This window comes from Pseudomonas aestiva (genome assembly GCF_039908605.1).
In the GTDB taxonomy this organism is placed as follows: Bacteria; Pseudomonadota; Gammaproteobacteria; order Pseudomonadales; family Pseudomonadaceae; genus Chryseomonas; species Chryseomonas aestiva.
The window spans coordinates 301,100-318,839 of the sequence record NZ_CP150916.1 but is presented as its reverse complement, the minus strand read 5'-3'; the positions used below and the strand labels follow the sequence as shown (position 1 = coordinate 318,839).

Sequence of the window (17,740 nt, the reverse complement as noted above, 5' to 3'; positions counted from 1 at the left end):
TGCAACTCTGCACCCTAGGTTTTGTAAGTGCCCTGGCTGTTCATCGAGCTTTGCTGATGTTTCTTGTTTCGCCCACCCGGGCGATTCTTTTCAAACGCGGCTGCGCGCCCCGGACTACGCGTCCCGGACAAAAGTAAGCAAAAGCGCTTGCCCCGGACATCCGGCCCTCCGCTACGCTGCGGGTGACTCGCGTTGCTCGCCCTTCGGGCCAGCCTGAGGCTGCTACTCCGCTACGCTACGTTTCGCTCACACCAGCGCCGTTCCGGGGTCGGCCTGCACGGGCCGGCCATGGCCCGTGCAGGCCTCTCGCCGCATCCATGCGGCTCGACCCGCTCCACGACACTGGCGTTCGCCCTCCTGACCGGGGCGATTCGCCAGCCTGAAAGTGTCGGTTGAATAGCCACAAAAAGCCGTAGCCCGTAGCGTGGACAACGGCGAAGCCTTGTCCACAGAGATCTGCGTCACACGCCAGTGGAAAACGCTACGCGGTTTTCCACGCTATACCTGTGAACACCCAAGCCTCAGGCTTGCGCTCCGTTCCCGTCAGTGAGGCCGAGTTCCGGTGTCATGGCGGGGGTTGCGAGGCAGGACGCCGAGCAAGGCGCGAAAGACAGGAAGCCCCTTCGTGCCGTGCCCCTGCCACGGCGCCGGGACGAGAGTATCCGGAGCGTAGCGGAGGGCCGAAACGTTGGGGTGCGCTTTCTTTTGCTTACTTTTCTTTGCGCAAACAAAGAATAGTGAGTCGCCCGGGTGGGCGAAACAAGAGGTACCGGCAAAGCGCGATAAGTAGCTAAGGCACCGTAATACTCAAGGCGCAGAATTAAGCGCCCCGCACCTTTGGGCTTCGCTCCCGCTCAACCCAACCTACGAAACCGACCAGGGCCCACGTCGACATGGGCCCGGACTGTCTCAGCGGGTATTCACCACCGGGCTGGCCAACCGCTCCAGCAGCGTCGCCTGCACACTGCGGGCATTCTGGTTGCCGGTCGGCGATTGCCGCACGTAGCTGCCGTCTTCCTGCAGCACCCAGGCCTGGGTGTTGTCGGTGAGGTAGCCTTCCAGCTCCTTCTTGACCCGGGTGATGAGTTTCTTGCCTTCCACCGGGAAGCAGGTCTCGACGCGCATGTCGAGGTTGCGCTCCATCCAGTCTGCGCTGGAGAGATAGAGCTTCTCGTCGCCACCGTTGAGGAAGTAGTAGATGCGGCTGTGCTCCAGGAAGCGGCCGATGATGGAGCGCACCTGGATGTTGTGGGACACGCCCGGTACACCGGGGCGCAGGCAGCACATGCCGCGCACCACCAGGTCGATCTTCACCCCGGCCTGGCTGGCCTTGTAGAGGGCGCGGATGACCTTGGCATCGGTGAGGCCGTTGACCTTGGCCATGATCTGCGCCGGCCGTCCCTCGCTGGCCGCCAACGCTTCGCGGTTGATCATCTCCAGCAGGTTCTTCTTCAGGGTGAAGGGCGCGTGCAGCAGCTTCTTCATGCGCAGGGTCTTGCCCATGCCGATCAGCTGGTTGAACAGCTTGTGCACGTCCTCGGTGAGGGCCACATCGGCGGTCAGCAGGCTGTAGTCGGTGTACAGCTTGGCGTTGCCGGCGTGGTAGTTGCCGGTGCCCAGGTGTGCATAGCGGCGCAGCTCGCCGTTCTCGCGGCGCAGGATCAGCATCATCTTGGCGTGGGTCTTGAAGCCCACCACGCCATAGATGACTACGGCGCCGGCCTGCTGCAGGCGGCTGGCCAGCTGCAGGTTGGACTCCTCGTCGAAGCGCGCGCGCAATTCGATGACCGCGGTCACCTCCTTGCCACTGCGTGCCGCGTCCACCAGGGCGTCGACGATCTCGGAGTTGGCGCCGCTGCGGTAGAGCGTCTGCTTGATCGCCAGGACGTTGGGGTCCTTGGCGGCCTGGCGCATCAGGTCGATCACCGGAGTGAAGGACTCGAAGGGGTGCAGCAGCAGCACATCGAGCTTGCCCAGCACGTTGAAGAGGTTGTCCTTCTTCTGCAGCAGCTTGGGAATGGTCGGCGTGAAGGGAGCGCTCTGCAATTCCGGATGGCTGTCCAGCCCGGTGATGGAGAACAACCGGGTCAGGTTGACCGGGCCGTTGACCTTGTACAGCTCGCTCTCGCCCAGATTGAACTGCTTGAGCAGGTAGTCGGTGAGGTGTTTCGGGCAGATGTCCACCACCTCGACCCGCACCGCATCGCCGTAGCGACGGGAGAACAGCTCGCCGCGCAGGGCACGCGCCAGGTCTTCGACATCCTCGGTGTCCACCGAGAGATCGGCGTTGCGGGTCAGGCGGAACTGGAAGCAGCCCTTGACCTTCATGCCGGGGAAGAGATCGTCGGCGTGGGCGTGGATCATCGAGGACAGGAAGACGTAGTTGTCTCCGGGGCCCGCGACTTCCTCCGGCACCCGGATGATCCGCGGCAGCAGGCGTGGCGCCGGGATGATGGCCAGACCCGAGTCGCGACCAAAGGCGTCCATGCCCTCCAGCTCGACGATGAAGTTGAGGCTCTTGTTCACCAGCAGCGGGAAGGGATGGGTCGGGTCCAGGCCGATGGGGGTGATGATGGGCGCAATCTCGTCGCGGAAGAACTTGCGCACCCAGGCCTTGATCTTGACGTCCCAGTAACGACGGCGGATGAAGCGAATCCGCTGCTCGGCCAGGGCCGGCAAGAGGACATCGTTGAGGATGGCGTACTGCCGGTCCACCTGGCCGTGGACGATGTCGCTGATGCGCGCCAGCGCCTGGTGCGGCAGCAGGCCATCGGCCCCGGCCTGCTCGCGGGCGAAGGCGATCTGCTTCTTCAAGCCCGCCACGCGGATCTCGAAGAACTCGTCCAGGTTGCTGGAAAAGATCAGCAGGAACTTGAGGCGCTCGAGTAGCGGATAGGATTCGTCGAGAGCCTGCTCCAGCACGCGGATGTTGAACTGCAGCTGCGACAGCTCGCGATGGATGTAGAGGCTGCTGTCGTCCACGTTGGCCGCCGGCACGCTGGGCGCGGCAGGCACCTCGAGCACGGGCGCGGACGGCTGCACCTCGACGTCTGTCGCGATCGCCTCCTCCGGCGTCTCCAGAGACTCGGCAGTGACGGGCTGTTGCAGATCGGTTTCGACGAAACCCTGGCTACTCATTGAAGCTCCTTAGGAACGCGAAGGCCCCTGGCGAAGTTGTTGGGCGGCGCGTTTGGCGAAATAGGTGAGGATGCCGTTGGCCCCGGCCCGCTTGAAGGCCAGGAGCGATTCGAGGATCACGGCGTCGGACAGCCAGCCGTTCTGGATCGCGGCCATGTGCATGGCGTACTCGCCGCTCACCTGGTACACGAAGGTCGGCACGCGGAATTCCTCGCGGACCCGGCGGACGATGTCCAGGTAGGGCATGCCCGGCTTGACCATCACCGAGTCGGCGCCCTCGGCCAGGTCGCCGGCGATCTCGTGCAGGGCCTCGTCGCTGTTGCCCGGATCCATCTGATAGGTGGCCTTGTTGCCCTTGCCCAGGTTGGCGGCCGAGCCGACGGCGTCACGGAAAGGTCCATAGTAGGCGCTGGCGTACTTGGCCGAGTAGGCCATGATCTGCACGTTGTGATAGCCGGCGTCTTCCAGGGCGGCGCGGATGGCGCCGATGCGACCGTCCATCATGTCCGACGGGGCGATCACCTGGGCCCCGGCAGCGGCATGGGACAGCGCCTGCTTGACCAGCACCTCGACCGAGATGTCGTTGAGCACGTAGCCGCGCTCGTCGAGGATGCCGTCCTGGCCGTGGGTGGTGAAGGGATCCAGGGCCACGTCGGTGATCACCCCCAGTTCCGGGAAATGCTCGCGCAGGGCACGGGTGGCGCGCTGGGCGATACCGTCGGGGTTGTAGGCCTCGGCGCCGTCCAGCGACTTGCGCTCGGCGGGCGTGACCGGGAACAGCGCAACCGCGGGAATCCCCAGCGCCACCAGTTCGGCGGCCTCTTCCAGCAGCAGGTCGATGGACAGCCGCTCCACGCCGGGCATCGAGGGAATGGCCTCGCGACGGCCTTCGCCATCGAGCACGAAGACCGGCAGGATCAGGTCATCCACCGTCAGCACATGCTCGCGCATCAGGCGACGGGAAAACTCGTCGCGGCGCTGACGGCGCATGCGAGTGGCAGGGTAGCTACGGTTGATGGGGGTAAAACTCACGATCGACTCCCAGACCCGGATCACGGGTCAGTGTGATGGGTTATAGGCCACAATCATGACCGATTGGTAACAGCAGATGACAATATGGTGTGCCTATAGGTGCTATCCAAGGCAGACGCCGGCTGGACCCGGCGTGACACAGGGTCGCAGTGAAATCCCTGCCTGACCGCCTGGCACCCGGCGGACGGAAGTCCGTCACACTTTCTTTCCAGACGCCAACCGGGGTAGGCTGCGCCATCTTTATTCACCTCGTGTAGCGCCGAATGCTCCAACAATTCCTCCACGATTTCGGCTATTTCGCCCTTTTTCTCGGCACCTTTTTCGAGGGCGAAACCATTCTGGTACTGGCCGGTTTCCTGGCCTTCCGCGACTACATGAACATCCAGACCGTCATCCTGGTCGCCTTCTGCGGCAGCTATGCCGGCGATCAGCTCTGGTACTTCCTCGGCCGGCGCCATGGGCGCAAGCTGCTGGCGCGCAAACCCAAGTGGGAAGCCGCCGGCGAAAAGGCGCTGGCGCACATCCGGCGCCATCCGGATCTCTGGGTGCTGAGCTTTCGCTTCGTCTACGGCCTGCGCACGGTGATGCCGGTGGCGATCGGCCTGTCGGGCTATCCGCCGGCGCGCTACCTGATCCTCAACGGCATCGGCGCCATCGTCTGGGCCACGGTGCTGGGTTATGCCGCCTTTCACTTCGGCGCCGTCCTCGAAGGAGTGCTGGGCAATCTCAAGCGGTATGAACTGATGGTGCTGGGCGGCCTGGTGGTGATCGGCCTGCTGCTCTGGCTGTGGCGCCGCAGCCGCACGCCCAAGGCCTGACGGCAGGCAGCCCCCTAACCGGTACGTCCATCGAACGAATTAAAGGCCCGGCTACCACTGCCGATGCCCTGAGCATCAACCTCTCCCGAAACCTCGTGTGCACGCTGGCGATAGAGCATGCTGAACTTCTCCACCCTGCTGCCTCCCGGCCATCAGATCCTGGCTGCCAACGAGTACGAAAGCCTGCTCGTGGTCCTGGCGTACCTGATCGCCAGCGCCGCCGGCTACACCGCCCTGGCCATGGCCGACTGGGTGACCAACAGTCGCTCCCGCCGCAGCAGCGAGCTGGCCAAGCTGATCGGCGCCGTCGCCCTGGGCGGGGGCATCTGGTCGATGCACTTCCTGGCCATGCTGTCGTTCAAGATCGGCATCCATGTGCACTATGCGCCGCTGCAGACCCTGGCCTCGCTGCTGATCGCCGTCGCCGTGTCCTACACGGTCATGCACCTGATCGGGCGCGAGTCCCTGACCACACCACAGTACCTGCTCGCGGCCCTGGCCGCCGGCCTGGGCATCGCGACCATGCACTACACCGGCATGCTGGCCATGCAGTCGGTCGCCATACAGCTCTATGATCCGCTGCTGGTGGTGGTCTCGGTGGTGGTCGCCAGCCTGGCTTCCCTGGGCGCCCTGCTGCTGGCCTTCCGCCTGCGCGGCAGGACCGGCCTCAGGACCCTCTGGCTGCGCCTGCTGGGGAGCCTGGTCCTGGGTTTCGCCATCGTCTCCATGCACTTCACCGGCATGGCCGCCCTCACCCTCTCCGTGCCCATCGGCTTCGAACCCGACGGCCTGGCGGAAGTGAATCAGCACCTGGAGCTGGGCATGGGCATCGCCCTCGGCACCCTGTTCATCATCATGGTCGGCCTGCTCGCCGCCTGGGCCGGCGAACGCTTCAATGCCCAGCGCCTGCGGCTGGAGCGGGTCTCGACCACCCTCGATCAGATCACCCTGCACGATCCCCTCACCCACCTGCTCAACGGCGGCAGTTTCATCCAGACCGTCGACCGCGCCATCGGCCAGGCACGCACCGGAGAGCAATTCGCCCTGCTGATGCTGGACATCGATCACTTCAAGCGCATCAACGACAGCCTCGGCCACGCCCTCGGCGATGAATTGCTGATCCAGATGGCGCAGCGGATCCGTGCGGTGCTCGACAACGACCTGCCGCTGGCCCGCTATGCCGGCGACGAATTCAGCCTGTTGCTGCCGCTCGGCCAGCGCGGCGACAGCCAGCCCCTGGCCATGCGCCTGATGGAGCAGTTGCGCCCGCCCTTCGAGCTGGCCGGGCAGCGCATCGCCATGACCTTCAGCCTGGGTATCGCCCACTATCCCCAGGACGGCGCCAACGCCGGCCAGTTGCTGCGCAGTGCGGGCCTTGCGGTTGGCCACTGCAAGCGCAGCGGACGCAATCGCAGCCAGAGATTCACCACCGACCTCCAACGCGATGCCGACGACCTGCTCAGCCTGGAGATGGACCTGCGCCATGCGCTGGCCCAGGGTGGCCTGCATGTGGCCTATCAGCCCATCGTCGATCCGGACGGTGCTGCGGTGGCTCTGGAAGCGCTGGTGCGCTGGCAGCATCCGGTCCTGGGCCCACTGAGCCCCGAACGCTTCGTGCGCGTCGCCGAGGAAACCGGACTGATCGCCGACCTGGATGGCTGGGTCATGCGCCAGGCCTGCGCCGATCTCGCCCAACTGCACCGTGAGGGTCATGCGGAGCTGCGCGTTTCGGTGAATTGCTCGGCACTGAATCTGAGCGATCGCCTGCTGCCCCAAGCCATCGCCCGGGCCTTGCAGGCCGAGGACCTGCCGGCGTCGGCGCTGATCCTCGAGGTGACCGAGAACGCCCTGATGCACAGTCTCAACGTGGCCGTCGAGGTACTCGGCGAGATCCGTACCCTGGGCGTGCGGGTGTCCATCGACGACTTCGGCAGCGGCTATTCATCCCTGGCCTATCTGAGCCGGCTGCCGGTGGATTCGCTCAAGGTCGATCGCGCCTTCGTTCGCACCATTCCCAAGCAGAGCAACGACATGGCCATCGCCGCGGCGATCATCGCCATGGCGCACAAGCTGGGCCTCAACGTGGTCGCCGAAGGGGTGGAAACCAGCGAGCAACGCCAGTTCCTGCAGGCCAACGGCTGCAACTTCATGCAGGGCTATCTGTTCGGCCGGCCCATGCCGTTGCCGCAACTGCGCAGCTGGCTGCAGCAACCCGCCCTCGCGGCCGTCCCGGCCTAGGCGAGGCTCCGTGCCTAGCCAGCAGCGCCGCGCTGGAGGCGGGTGAGCAGCCGATCCAGGGCATTGGCGAAGGCCTGGCGATCACGTTCGCCGTAGCCGGCCTGGCCGCCGCCCATCTGGCCCTGGTCGCGTAGATCGGTCATCAGATTGCGCATGGCCAGGCGCTGGCTCATGTTGCGCTCGTCGAATTCCTGGCCACGCGGATCGAGGGCGACCACGCCCTTCTTCACCAGCCGGTCGGCCAGGGGAATGTCACTGCAGATCACCAGGTCACCGGGCTGCGCCTGCTCGACCAGATGGTCGTCAGCGGCGTCGGGGCCACTGGGCACCACCACCAGGCGCACACAGGCGAAGGGCGGCTTGATCTGTGGCTGGCCAGCCACCAGCACCACCTCCAGCTTGCGCTTGAGGGCGAATTTGCAGACCAGCTCCTTGGCGGCGCGCGGACAGGCATCGGCATCGATCCACAGGATCACGGGGGATTTCTCCGGCAAAAGCCCAGGATACCGCGCTGCGGCGGCGCACCCCAGCGTGGCGGCGCGGTCCGACAGGGATAGCGATCTGACTGGAGTCTCCCATGACCTTCTGGCAACGCCTGGAGCAGCCCGCCCAGGTCCTGGTGTATGGCGCCACCGGCGGCCTCGGTCTGGCCCTGTGCGACCAGTTGCTGGCCCGCGACGACGTCGCGCGGGTCTGGGCCTGCGCCCGTCAGGCCGAGGGGCATGCCGGTCTGACCGCGCTGGAGCGGCGCCATGGCCCGCGTCTGCGCCGCCTCGACGTCGATCCGCTGGCCGAGCCCGAGCTGGCGGCCCGCCTGGCTGACGAGACGCTCCGCCTGGATCTGCTGCTGTGCGCCTCGGGTCTGTTGCAGGGCACACGGGCGCGCGCCGAGAAGAGTCTGGCGCAGGTGGACCAGGCCGGACTGCTGGAAAGCTATCTGGCCAATGCCGTGCTGCCGCTGCTGCTGATCCGCCAGCTGACGCCGCTGCTCAAGGGCCAGCACCCCTGTCAGATCGCCGCGCTCTCGGCGCGGGTCGGCTCCATCGGCGACAACCAGCTGGGCGGCTGGTACGGCTATCGGATGGCCAAGGCCGCGCTCAACCAGGGCTTGCGCTGCGCCAGCATCGAACTCGCCCGGCTCAATCCGCAGAGCTGCGTGCTGGCCCTGCACCCTGGCACCACCGACACGGCGCTGTCCCGGCCCTTCCAGGCCCGGGTACCGGCCGACAGGCTGTTCACCCCAGCCTATGCGGCAGACCGTCTGCTGGAAGTACTGGCTGCACGGACACCGGCCGAGACCGGCAGCTTCTGGGACTGGCAGGGCCAGTCGGTGGTCTGGTAGCGCCCGGCTTCAGACCGCGGCGCGGCGCACCGTGGACAGCAGCGCCGCCGCGGCGAGAAAGAGGCTGGCGAACACCCGGTTGGTGATGCGCTGCTGCCTTGGCGTGCGCAGCAGGGTCAGCACCCGGGCGGCCAGACCGGTGTAGCCGGCCATCACGATCAGGTCGACGGTGACCATGGTCACCCCGATGAGCAGATACTGCGCAGCCAGGGGCGCGTGGGGATCGACGAATTGCGGCAACACCGCGAGCAGGAAGATCAGCGCCTTGGGATTGCTCACGTTGACCAGGAAGCCGCGCATGACCAGGGCGCCGATTCGCGGCGGCAGACGTTCGCCGACCAGCTGCTCACCCAGGTCCAGCGGCGCCGCGCGCCATTGGCGGATAGCCAGGTAGGCGAGATAGGCCACGCCGAACCACTTGATCAGGGTAAAGGCCAGCTGCGAGGCCGCCAGCAAGGCGCCGACGCCCACGGCGACCACGGCGATCTGCAGCGCCAGGCCCAGTTGCAGGCCCAGCGCCGTCCAGTAGCCACGCCGGAAACCGTGGTTGACGCCTGCGCTCATGGAGGCAACGGCGCCCGCCCCCGGCGAGAGGCTGATCATCCAGCAGGCAATGAAGAAACCGGTCCAGACCTGCAGACTCATGAATTCACCTGTCGAGATGGAAATCGAAGGAGCCATCGGCATCGCGCCAGCGGCGGACCGACTTCTGGAAGAACTGGGTATTGGGGATCTGCACCAGGGTGGCTTCCTGGTTGTCGTCCAGTTCCTGCAGGGTCACGAAGAGCATGTTGATGGCCACCACCCGACCCTTGATGCCCGGCTTGTCCGACGCGTCCAGCACCTCGATGCGATCGCCCAGGCGAAAGGGGCCGACGGTAAAGATCAGTACCGCGCAGAACAGGTTGGAAAGCACGCTCCAGATGGCGAAGAAGGCCACCGCGGCCACCGCGACGAAACCGGAAATGGCCGTCCAGAGCACCGCCGCGGAGACGCCGAAACGCTCCAGCGCCATCAGGATGGCACTGCCCATGATCAGCCAGCGCAGGACGCCGCGCAGCCCGAGGACGATCTGCGGTGGCAGCGGATAGCGTTCGCCCAGGCCGGTGACGGCGCGGGCCACGATGCGCTGCAGCACGTAGCCGAGCAGCAGCACCAGGGCCACCTGACCGGCCACCAGCAGGTAGTCGCCCCAACCCGGCAGCCAGGTGTACAGCCACTGCGTCATCAGGCCCCCTCGAGTTCGGCTTGCAGACCTTCCAGCCGCTCCAGGGCCTCCAGCCACTGCTCTTCCAGCTCGGCTTCGCGGGTCTTGGCCGTGGCCTGGTCGGCCAGCGCCTGGCGCAGCTCCTCCTTGCGGGAGGCGTCGTAGAGTCCACTGTCACCCAGGCGGGCTTCCAGGGTGGCGAGCTTTTCCTGCAGCTTGCCCAGCTCGACTTCCAGCTTGTCGGCGGCCTTTTTCAGCGGTGCCAGCTGCTGGCGCAGGGCGGCGGCGGCCTGGCGCTGGGCCTTGCGATCGGTCTTGTCGACCGCCGCGTCGCCGTCCGACACGGGCTCCTGCCGGGCGCGGAAATCCACCAGCCAGCGACTGTAGTCGTCCAGGTCGCCGTCGAAGGCCTGCACCTTGCCATCGGCCACCAGCAGGAATTCGTCGGTGGTGCTCTTGAGCAGATGACGATCGTGGGAGACCACCAGCACCGCCCCGGCGAACTCCTGCAGCGCCAGGGTCAGCGCCAGGCGCATGTCCAGGTCCAGGTGGTTGGTGGGTTCGTCCAGCAGCAGCAGGTTGGGCTTCTGCCAGGCGATCAGCGCCAGGGCCAGCCGGGCCTTCTCGCCACCGGAGAAATTCAGCACCACCTCGTCGCAGCGCGGACCGCGGAAGTCGAAGCCGCCAAGGAAGTCACGCAGACCCTGCTCGCGCTCGCCGGGGGCAATGCGCTGCAGGTGCAGCAGCGGACTGGCCTTGGCGTCCAGGGAATCGAGCTGGTGCTGGGCGAAGTAGCCGATGGCCAGGTTCTCGCCGCGCTGCAGGCGGCCACCGAGAGGTTCCAGCTCGGCAGCCAGGGTCTTGATCAGGGTGGACTTGCCGGCACCGTTGGGGCCGAGCAGACCGATGCGCGCACCTGGCGTCAGCTGCAGCTTGACCGGGTGCAGGACGGTGGTCTCGCCATAGCCGAGCCGGCCTTCGGCGAGGTCGAGCAGCGGGCTGGACAGCTTGTCCGCCTCGCGGAAGACGAATTCGAAGGGCGAGTCGACATGGGCCGGCGCCAGCTCTTCCAGGCGTTCCAGGGCCTTGATCCGGCTCTGTGCCTGGCGCGCCTTGGTGGCCTGGGCCTTGAAGCGGGCGATGTACTTCTCCATGTGGGCGCGCTGGGCCTGCTGCTTGTCATAGGCCTGCTGCTGCTGCGCCAGGCGTTCGGCGCGGGTGCGCTCGAAGCTGGAATAGCCGCCGCGATAGAGCACCAGCTTCTGCTGGTCCAGGTGCACCACGTGATCGACCACGGCATCGAGGAAGTCGCGGTCGTGGGAGATCAGGATCAGGGTGCCGGGATAGCCCTTGAGCCAGTCTTCCAGCCAGAGGATGGCGTCCAGATCCAGGTGGTTGGTGGGTTCGTCGAGCAGCAGCAGGTCCGAAGGGCACATCAGCGCCTGGGCCAGGTTCAGGCGCATCCGCCAGCCACCGGAGAAATCGCCGACCTGGCGTTCCATCTGCGCGGCGGTGAAGCCCAGACCGGCCAGCAGCTTGCGCGCCCGGGCATCGGCGGTATAGCCGTCGGCGGCCTCGAAGTCGGCGTGCAGCCGACCCAGGGCATTGCCGTCCTGGGCCGCTTCGGCGGCTGCCAGCTCGCGCTGGATGCGGCGCAAGTCGATGTCGCCATCCAGCACATAGTCCACCGCCAGCCGCTCCAGGGTGTCCACCTCCTGGCGCATGTGGGCGATGCGCCAGGCCGCCGGGATGTGGCAGTCGCCGGCGTCGGCACCGAGCTGGCCGCGCAGGAGGGCGAAAAGACTGGATTTGCCGGCACCATTGGCACCGATAAGACCGGCTTTCTGGCCGGGATGCAGGGTCAGCTCAGCGCTTTCGAGCAGACGCTGGGGGCCACGCTGTAGAGTAAGGTTCTGTAGTCGGATCATGGCGGCGGAGTGTAGCAGCTCCACCACCCACGAACGGGGAGGCGGACATGCAAGAGGACCTGTGGGAATTCGCGTTGGCAGTATACGCCCGGCCCGGCGTGGAAGGCGCCTGTTTGCGTCTGCAGGAGGCTGGCGCCGATGTCTGCCTGGTGCTGACGGCGCTCTGGCTGGATCGGCGCGCCTGCGCCCTCGACAGCGAAGGACTGGCGCGGCTGCAGCGTGCCTCGCAGCACTGGCAGGACACGGTGGTGCGTCCACTGCGCCAGCTACGGCAGGCCTGGAAGGCCGCGTCCGGCGCGGACGAAAGCCTGGCGGCACTGCGCGAGCAGCTCAAGGGACTGGAATTGGCGGCGGAACGTGAACAGCTCGCTCGCCTGGCCCACCTGGCCGCGCACTGGCCATGTCGCGCTGCTCAGGACTCGGAGACCTGGCTGCATGCGCTGACACCGCGCGAGGCAGCCGCCGCGGACCTCGACCTGCTGGCCGAGGCGGCGCGGATGATCCGCGTCTAGAGCGAAGCCAGACGCGGTTGCTGGTGCGAGGTGTGCAGCACCTCGATGAGGCAGTCTTCCAGCTCGAAGCGCTCGCGCAGGGTTTCGCCCAGCAGCTTGAGTTCGATGGTCAGCAGACCCGGGTCCCGGTAGGCCCCGCGCTCGAATCTGTCGTTGAAGTTCAGGGCGGCGTCGGTCAGGGCCTGCAGGCGCGGATAGACGCTGTCGGCGAACTCGATGGCGCGCTCGTCCTGGAATTCGCGGGCTTCGGCCACCAGTTGCTCGTAGATCTCGAAATGCGCGGTGGACATGTAGTCGACCAGCATGTCGCAGAGTCGCTCCAGTTCACCGACCTCGCGCACCGGACCCAGCAGGGGCTCCATGTCCAGGGTTTCGTAGGCGGTCACCAGCTCGCGGCGGGCAATCAGCCAGCGGTCGATCAGCTGGTGGACCCCACCCCAGCGTTCCTGGGCATTGCGGCAGGTTTCTAGCATGACGGCAGCTCTCTATACGGGCGATACGGTCCGGGCGCAGGCGCCCGGGGGTTATCAGGAACTATACCGACATCGTCTCGCCAGGCGAGTGCCGTTGCTCGGAGAAAGGCCAAAGTGGCGTTTCAGAAGTTAACCACGCAGTTTTGGCGGCGCTTCCTGTCCGCAGCGGCGGACCGTCTTGGACGTCGCTGCCCCTCCCGCCACAGCCCTGCCATGACTCGTCCGGCACCCGGCCCACTCTGGGCGCCGAACCGCACGAAACTCACTCGCCCATTCTTGCGCGAACGTCAGAAACACCACACTAGCGACGGCGAAAGACCTTGACCAGGCTCAGGGCCATGAGCAGCACGAAGGCCAGCAGGCTCCATTCCGGGATGCTCAGACCGAACAGCGTCCAGTTGACCTCGGCGCAGTCGGCGGTGCCGTGCAGGACCAGGCGGATGATCTCCTGGAAGGGCAGCGCCTGCATCATGTAGTCCAGGCTCGGCAGACAGGCTGCCAGCTCCTCCGCCGGGACCGTCTGCAGATAGACCTGGCGGCCGGCGGTGGCGGCACCGGCCGCGGCCAGCAGCAGCAGGACCACGCCATAGATGCGCCGCCCACGCTTGCCCGGTGCCTGGATGCCGGCGATCAGCGCCACCACCCCGACCAGGATGAAGAAGATCCGTTGCATGACGCACAGCGGGCACGGTTCGAGGCCGACCACGTGTTCGAGATAGAGACCGACGCCCATGAGCACCGCGCAGGTGGCGGCCATGAACAGGAAGATGAAGCGGGGACTAGTCACGGACGCGCCGTCTCCAACAGGGAATTGGGACGTTACGGTAGTGAAAGCCCGGGCACCTTTCAAGGACCCGGGCAGACGAGGCGTGCCGTCAGACCCTGGGCGTCGGCAGCGAAGAGGCGTCGGACTCGCGCCATTGGCTCTGCAGGAGCTGCTGGCTGCGGTTCACATCGCCCAGCTGGATGGCCACCCGGGCCAGTTCACCGGCGGTGACCGCGGACGGCCGCTGCGCCAGGCTGCGCTCCAGATATTCGCGCGCCTTGCCCCACAGCTGGTTGTTCATGCACAGCCGGCCCAGGGCCAGCAGCAGCACCGCGTCCTGGGGTCGGTCCTTGAGCCAGCCCTCGGCATGGTGCAACGGGCGACTGGCGTCGCGCGGACGCAGCTGGCCATAGAGCTCCACCAGGCGCTCGTCCCACTGGCGATTGAGGGTAATGTGCAGCACCTCCTCGGCCAGATCGTCGCGGCCGATGGCGCGCAGCTGACGGGCATAGGCCAGTACCACTGCGGCATCGCCCTTGAGCGCCGTGGGCACCTGTTGCCACTGGGCATCCACCGCCGATTCCGCGCCCTGGGCGGGAACCTCATCGAGGGTGGCGATCCAGACCTTGCGTTCCAGGTCATCCTGCTCCTGGGGCCGTAGCACCTGCTGCTTGCGCAATTGCGGCAGCAGGGCGATCAGCGCCGGCCAGTCGCGCAGGGTCACCTGCAGGCGCTGCAGTTGCAGCAGCACCTCGCCATTCTTCGGATACTTGGCCTGCAACGGCGCCAGGCTGTCGCGGGCTTCCAGGTATTGGCCCCGGTCGATCTGCAGCCGCGCCTGTTGCAGGCCGATGGCCAGCTCGGCCTGGGGCTCGCGCTCGCGGGCCTGGCGCAGCAGGCGATCCCGTTCTTCCAGGTCACCCAGCTCGTTGGCGGCGCGGGCAGCACCCAGCAGCACGAACAGCGGCTGGTCGGCGTGCTCGGCGGCGCCTTTCAGATGCTTGAGGGCACCGCTCCAGTTGCCTTCGGCCAGTTCCAGCTGCCCCTTGTGGCGAGCCTGCTCCAGGCGGCGCTGGCGATTGTGCCGCGACCAGGGATTGAGCACCTTGCCGGTCAGACCCAGGGCGCCCAGCACCAGCTTGAGGATGTAGAGCGCCAGCCAGGCGGCCACCAGCATGGCCAGGAAGGCCCAGAGACTCGATTCGTAGCGGAAGTTGCTGTAGGACAGCAGGACGTAGCCCGGCTCCTTGGCCAGCACCACGGCGACACCCAGGCCGACAAGCAGGGCGAACAGGAACAGCAGGTACAGGCGCTTCATGGGCGATTCTCCTGAGCCGCGCCGGCGGCGGCATTGTTCGGCTGGATTTGCTGACGCTGAGCGATGTAGGCCTGCAGCGCGGTCAGGGCCGGGGTCAGGTCAGGCGCTTCGAAGGTGACCGGACGCTCGGCCAGCTCCTGCAGACGCAGCTTGACCGCACGGCTGTCGGGATTCTGGTTGTTGAAGTGCGCGGCGAGGACGTCTTCGGCCTGCTCGATGGAGAGTCGATAGACCTCCTGATTGCCGTTGAGCACGGCCCACTGCGCCTGCTCCAGCGCCAGGCTCATGGCCAGGCGCACCTGGGCGAGGGACTCCTCGGCCAGCAGCGGACGGATCGGCTGATCGGCGGAAAAGTCGATGCGGAAGTAGCTGGAGATGCGCTGGCGGAAATCCTGCCACCATTGCTGCAACGCATTGCTCGGCGGGACCGCGGCCTTTTCCACGCCGGGCTGGTCGGCCACCGTGGTGGAGAAGCGTGGCGGCAGGGGCTCCAGGCTCTGCACCTGGTTACGCAGCGAGGCCAGCTGGACGAACTGCCCGGTACGATCCAGATCGGGCAACTGGCGCAGGGTCTGCTGGGCATTGGCCACCTGCTGACGCGCGTTGAAGGCGGCCGGATCGTTTTGCGCCTTGAGGATGTCATCGACGCCCTGCAGCAGATTCTGGGCACTGGGCACATCCTGTAGCGCGGTCATGCGCAGGGTCGCCATGCGCAGCAGGTGCTCGGCTTCGGTCAGGCGCCAGGCTTGGCGACTCTGGCCGACCACCTCCTTGAACTGCTCGGCGAGGTGCTGCTGGTCACCCTGCAGCTCGGCCAGCTGACGGCGGCGCTCTTCAAGTTCGTTGGCCGAGGGCAGGCGGCCCAGATCGGCACTCAACGCCTGGTTGCGGTTTTCCAGCTGGCGCAGCTGGCTGCGCAGATCCTCGGCCTGGGCGGCCTGGCTCTGCTCGGCCTGACGCACCTGCTGCAGTTGCCAGACGCTCCAGCCGCCGACGCCCAGGCCACCGGCGGCTACCAGCAGGGCCAGCAGCGCCAGGCCGGACGCCTTGCCCGAGCCCTTGCGGCGCACGCCTGCCGGTGGCGGTGATGGCGACGGCGAGGCAGGGGTCACGACTGGATCGGGGGAGACGTCGTCGGCGCGGGGGGCTTGAGTTTCGCTCACGGGAATTCCTTGTAGGGTCAATCCGGATGGTGATGGGCAAGCGCGGCGATCAAGGCACTGGCGCTGGCGCCCTGGCACTCGATGATGAGTTCGCAGCCGCTGGCGCGAGCCAGTTCGGCAACACGGGCGCTGGGTACCAGCAGGGGATAACGGCGCACCGCGGGCCAATCCGCACCCGCACAGGCCTGCAGATGCGCGAAACCCTGCCCACTGCTGACCATGATGGCATTCAGGCGTTCCGCTGCCAGGGTCTCTAGGACCTGCCCTGCGGGGTACTCCGGGCACTGGCGGCAATAGAGTTCGAGCACCTCGACGCGGGCGCCGCGGGCGGTGAGGGTTTCGACCAGCAGGTCGCGGCCGCCCTCGCCGCGCAGCAGCAGCACCTCGGGCTCCGGGCGCTGCAGGGCTTCCTGCAAGGCCGGCAGGGCCAGCAGGCCTTCGCTGTCCTCACGCTGGGGGTGGTGCACCAGCAGCCCATAGTCTTCGAGCACGGCGGCAGTGGCCGCACCTACGGCGAACCAGGCCTGTAGCGGCGGTTGCGGCCAGTACTGATCGAGGGCGGCGAGACCCAGACGAGCCGCCGGCTTGCTCACCACCAGCACGGCGGCATAGCGATCGAGATCGAGCCAGAGCGAGCGCTGTGCGGGCGTTTCCGCCAGCGGCTGCAAGTCCAGCAAGGGCAGGCTGGCAGTGGCGATGCCCGCCTGGGCCAGGGCGGCGGCGAGCGGTGGATTCTCCTCCGCCGGCCGGGTCAGCAGCAGCCGCCAGCCGCTCATGATGCGCCGCTGGTCCCGTAGACGGCATCGAGGATGTCCTGGGCGCCCTGGGCGAGCAGGTCCTCGGCCACCGCCACGCCAAGGGTGGCGGGATCGTTCAGCGGGCCGCGGGCCTCGGCGCGCAGCAGCAGGCCGCCATCAGGCTGGCCGACCAGACCGCGCAGCCAGAGCAACTCGCCCTGCTGCACGGCATAGCAGGCGATGGGCACCTGGCAGCCGCCATTGAGACGGCGATTCAGGGCGCGCTCGGCAGCGACCCGGCGTTCGGTGTCGAAATGGTGCAGGGGTTCGAGCAGCGCATGGACCTCGGCATCGTCGGTCCGGCACTCGATGCCCACGGCGCCCTGGCCACCTGCCGGCAGGCTGTCCTCGACAGTCAGGTATTCACGGATGCGCGCGGCGAAGCCCAGGCGGATCAGTCCGGCGGCGGCCAGGATGATGGCGTCGTAGTTGTCGGCATCGAGCTTGGCCAGCCGGGTATTGACGTTGCCGCGCAGGAAGCGGATCTCGAGATCCGGGCGCAGGGCCAGCAACTGGGCCTGGCGCCTCAGGCTGGATGTCCCCACCACGCTGCCCCGGGGCAATTCGGCAAGACCGCTGTAGCGATTGGAGACAAAGGCATCGCGCGGGTCTTCCCGCTCGCAGATGGCGTACAGGCCGAGGCCTGCAGGAAACTCCATGGGGACATCCTTCATGGAGTGCACGGCGATGTCGGCGCTGCCGTCGAGCAGGGCGTTTTCCAGTTCCTTGACGAACAGGCCCTTGCCACCGATCTTGGCCAGCGGCGCATCGAGCAGCTTGTCTCCACGACTGATCATCGGCAGCAGGCTTACCCGCAGACCCGGATACGCCGCTTCGAGGCGGTCTTTGACAAAGTTGGCTTGCCAGAGGGCCAGGGCACTCTGGCGCGTGGCGATACGAATTTCGCGGGGCATGGGCATTACCGGCACGTCAGGACGTCAGATTGCCGGCCATGATAGCAAATCGACCGGCGCCGCTTTCGCGCTGCGAACCGGTCGTCGGCCCATG

16 protein-coding genes are annotated in these 17,740 nt (G+C 66.8%); 4 read left to right on the top strand and 12 right to left on the bottom strand.

Annotation, left to right across the window (positions count from 1 at the left end; genetic code table 11):
• Positions 1-909: 909 nt before the first annotated feature.
• The gene (gene ppk1 / locus AABM56_RS01480) at positions 910-3,138 is read right to left on the bottom strand and encodes a polyphosphate kinase 1 (protein ID WP_133860462.1); all 2,229 of its coding nucleotides are present in this window, start codon (positions 3,136-3,138) and stop codon (positions 910-912) included.
• 9 nt (positions 3,139-3,147) lie between these two features.
• Positions 3,148-4,170 carry a porphobilinogen synthase gene (gene hemB, locus AABM56_RS01475; RefSeq protein ID WP_133860461.1) on the bottom strand — a complete coding sequence of 341 codons (1,023 nt, stop codon included), beginning with the start codon at positions 4,168-4,170 and terminating at the stop codon, positions 3,148-3,150.
• Between the two features lie 263 nt (positions 4,171-4,433).
• On the opposite strand from hemB, the gene AABM56_RS01470 reads away from it, so the two are divergent.
• Both AABM56_RS01470 and AABM56_RS01465 read left to right on the top strand, forming a co-directional pair.
• The gene (locus tag AABM56_RS01470; RefSeq protein ID WP_133860460.1) at positions 4,434-4,988 is read left to right on the top strand and encodes a DedA family protein; all 555 of its coding nucleotides are present in this window, start codon (positions 4,434-4,436) and stop codon (positions 4,986-4,988) included.
• A 117-nt stretch (positions 4,989-5,105) separates the two neighbouring features.
• Positions 5,106-7,226: a bifunctional diguanylate cyclase/phosphodiesterase gene (locus tag AABM56_RS01465; protein ID WP_133860459.1), complete on the top strand. Its 2,121-nt coding sequence runs from the start codon at positions 5,106-5,108 to the stop codon at positions 7,224-7,226.
• Between the two features lie 14 nt (positions 7,227-7,240).
• Here AABM56_RS01465 and AABM56_RS01460 read toward each other — a convergent pair whose 3' ends face one another.
• Positions 7,241-7,702: a YaiI/YqxD family protein gene (locus AABM56_RS01460; RefSeq protein WP_133860458.1), complete on the bottom strand. Its 462-nt coding sequence runs from the start codon at positions 7,700-7,702 to the stop codon at positions 7,241-7,243.
• Between the two features lie 101 nt (positions 7,703-7,803).
• Between AABM56_RS01460 and AABM56_RS01455 the strand changes: the two genes are divergently transcribed.
• Positions 7,804-8,568: an SDR family NAD(P)-dependent oxidoreductase gene (locus AABM56_RS01455; protein ID WP_133860457.1), complete on the top strand. Its 765-nt coding sequence runs from the start codon at positions 7,804-7,806 to the stop codon at positions 8,566-8,568.
• Between the two features lie 9 nt (positions 8,569-8,577).
• Here AABM56_RS01455 and rhtB read toward each other — a convergent pair whose 3' ends face one another.
• From rhtB to AABM56_RS01440, 3 genes are read right to left on the bottom strand one after another with little or no spacing between them, the layout of a single operon-like run.
• Entirely contained in the window at positions 8,578-9,213 is a 636-nt protein-coding gene (gene rhtB / locus AABM56_RS01450) for a homoserine/homoserine lactone efflux protein (protein ID WP_133860456.1), read from the bottom strand.
• Positions 9,214-9,217: 4 nt separating this feature from the next.
• The gene (locus AABM56_RS01445; RefSeq protein WP_133860455.1) at positions 9,218-9,796 is read right to left on the bottom strand and encodes a mechanosensitive ion channel family protein; all 579 of its coding nucleotides are present in this window, start codon (positions 9,794-9,796) and stop codon (positions 9,218-9,220) included.
• Positions 9,796-11,703: an ATP-binding cassette domain-containing protein gene (locus tag AABM56_RS01440; protein ID WP_133860454.1), complete on the bottom strand. Its 1,908-nt coding sequence runs from the start codon at positions 11,701-11,703 to the stop codon at positions 9,796-9,798. The genes AABM56_RS01445 and AABM56_RS01440 overlap by 1 nt, the downstream gene beginning before the upstream one ends.
• 47 nt (positions 11,704-11,750) lie before the next feature.
• On the opposite strand from AABM56_RS01440, the gene AABM56_RS01435 reads away from it, so the two are divergent.
• On the top strand, positions 11,751-12,215 hold the full coding sequence (locus AABM56_RS01435; protein ID WP_133860453.1) for a TIGR02444 family protein: 465 nt from the start codon (positions 11,751-11,753) through the stop codon (positions 12,213-12,215).
• Here the strand turns inward: AABM56_RS01435 and rsd are convergent.
• The 6 genes from rsd to hemC all read right to left on the bottom strand — a co-directional run bounded on the left by rsd (position 12,212) and on the right by hemC (position 17,646).
• The gene (gene rsd, locus AABM56_RS01430; RefSeq protein WP_347883800.1) at positions 12,212-12,688 is read right to left on the bottom strand and encodes a sigma D regulator; all 477 of its coding nucleotides are present in this window, start codon (positions 12,686-12,688) and stop codon (positions 12,212-12,214) included. The genes AABM56_RS01435 and rsd overlap by 4 nt on opposite strands.
• A 301-nt stretch (positions 12,689-12,989) precedes the next feature.
• Complete coding sequence (locus tag AABM56_RS01425) at positions 12,990-13,475, bottom strand: disulfide bond formation protein B (protein ID WP_133860451.1); 486 nt, start codon at positions 13,473-13,475, stop codon at positions 12,990-12,992.
• Positions 13,476-13,563: 88 nt separating this feature from the next.
• Positions 13,564-14,772 carry a heme biosynthesis HemY N-terminal domain-containing protein gene (locus AABM56_RS01420; protein WP_133860450.1) on the bottom strand — a complete coding sequence of 403 codons (1,209 nt, stop codon included), beginning with the start codon at positions 14,770-14,772 and terminating at the stop codon, positions 13,564-13,566.
• The gene (locus AABM56_RS01415; RefSeq protein ID WP_133860449.1) at positions 14,769-15,935 is read right to left on the bottom strand and encodes a uroporphyrinogen-III C-methyltransferase; all 1,167 of its coding nucleotides are present in this window, start codon (positions 15,933-15,935) and stop codon (positions 14,769-14,771) included. The genes AABM56_RS01420 and AABM56_RS01415 overlap by 4 nt, the downstream gene beginning before the upstream one ends.
• 17 nt (positions 15,936-15,952) lie before the next feature.
• Entirely contained in the window at positions 15,953-16,711 is a 759-nt protein-coding gene (locus AABM56_RS01410) for a uroporphyrinogen-III synthase (protein ID WP_133860448.1), read from the bottom strand.
• Positions 16,708-17,646, bottom strand: a complete 939-nt coding sequence (gene hemC / locus AABM56_RS01405) for a hydroxymethylbilane synthase (RefSeq protein WP_347883799.1) — start codon at positions 17,644-17,646, stop codon at positions 16,708-16,710. The genes AABM56_RS01410 and hemC overlap by 4 nt, the downstream gene beginning before the upstream one ends.
• Positions 17,647-17,740 lie beyond the last annotated feature (94 nt).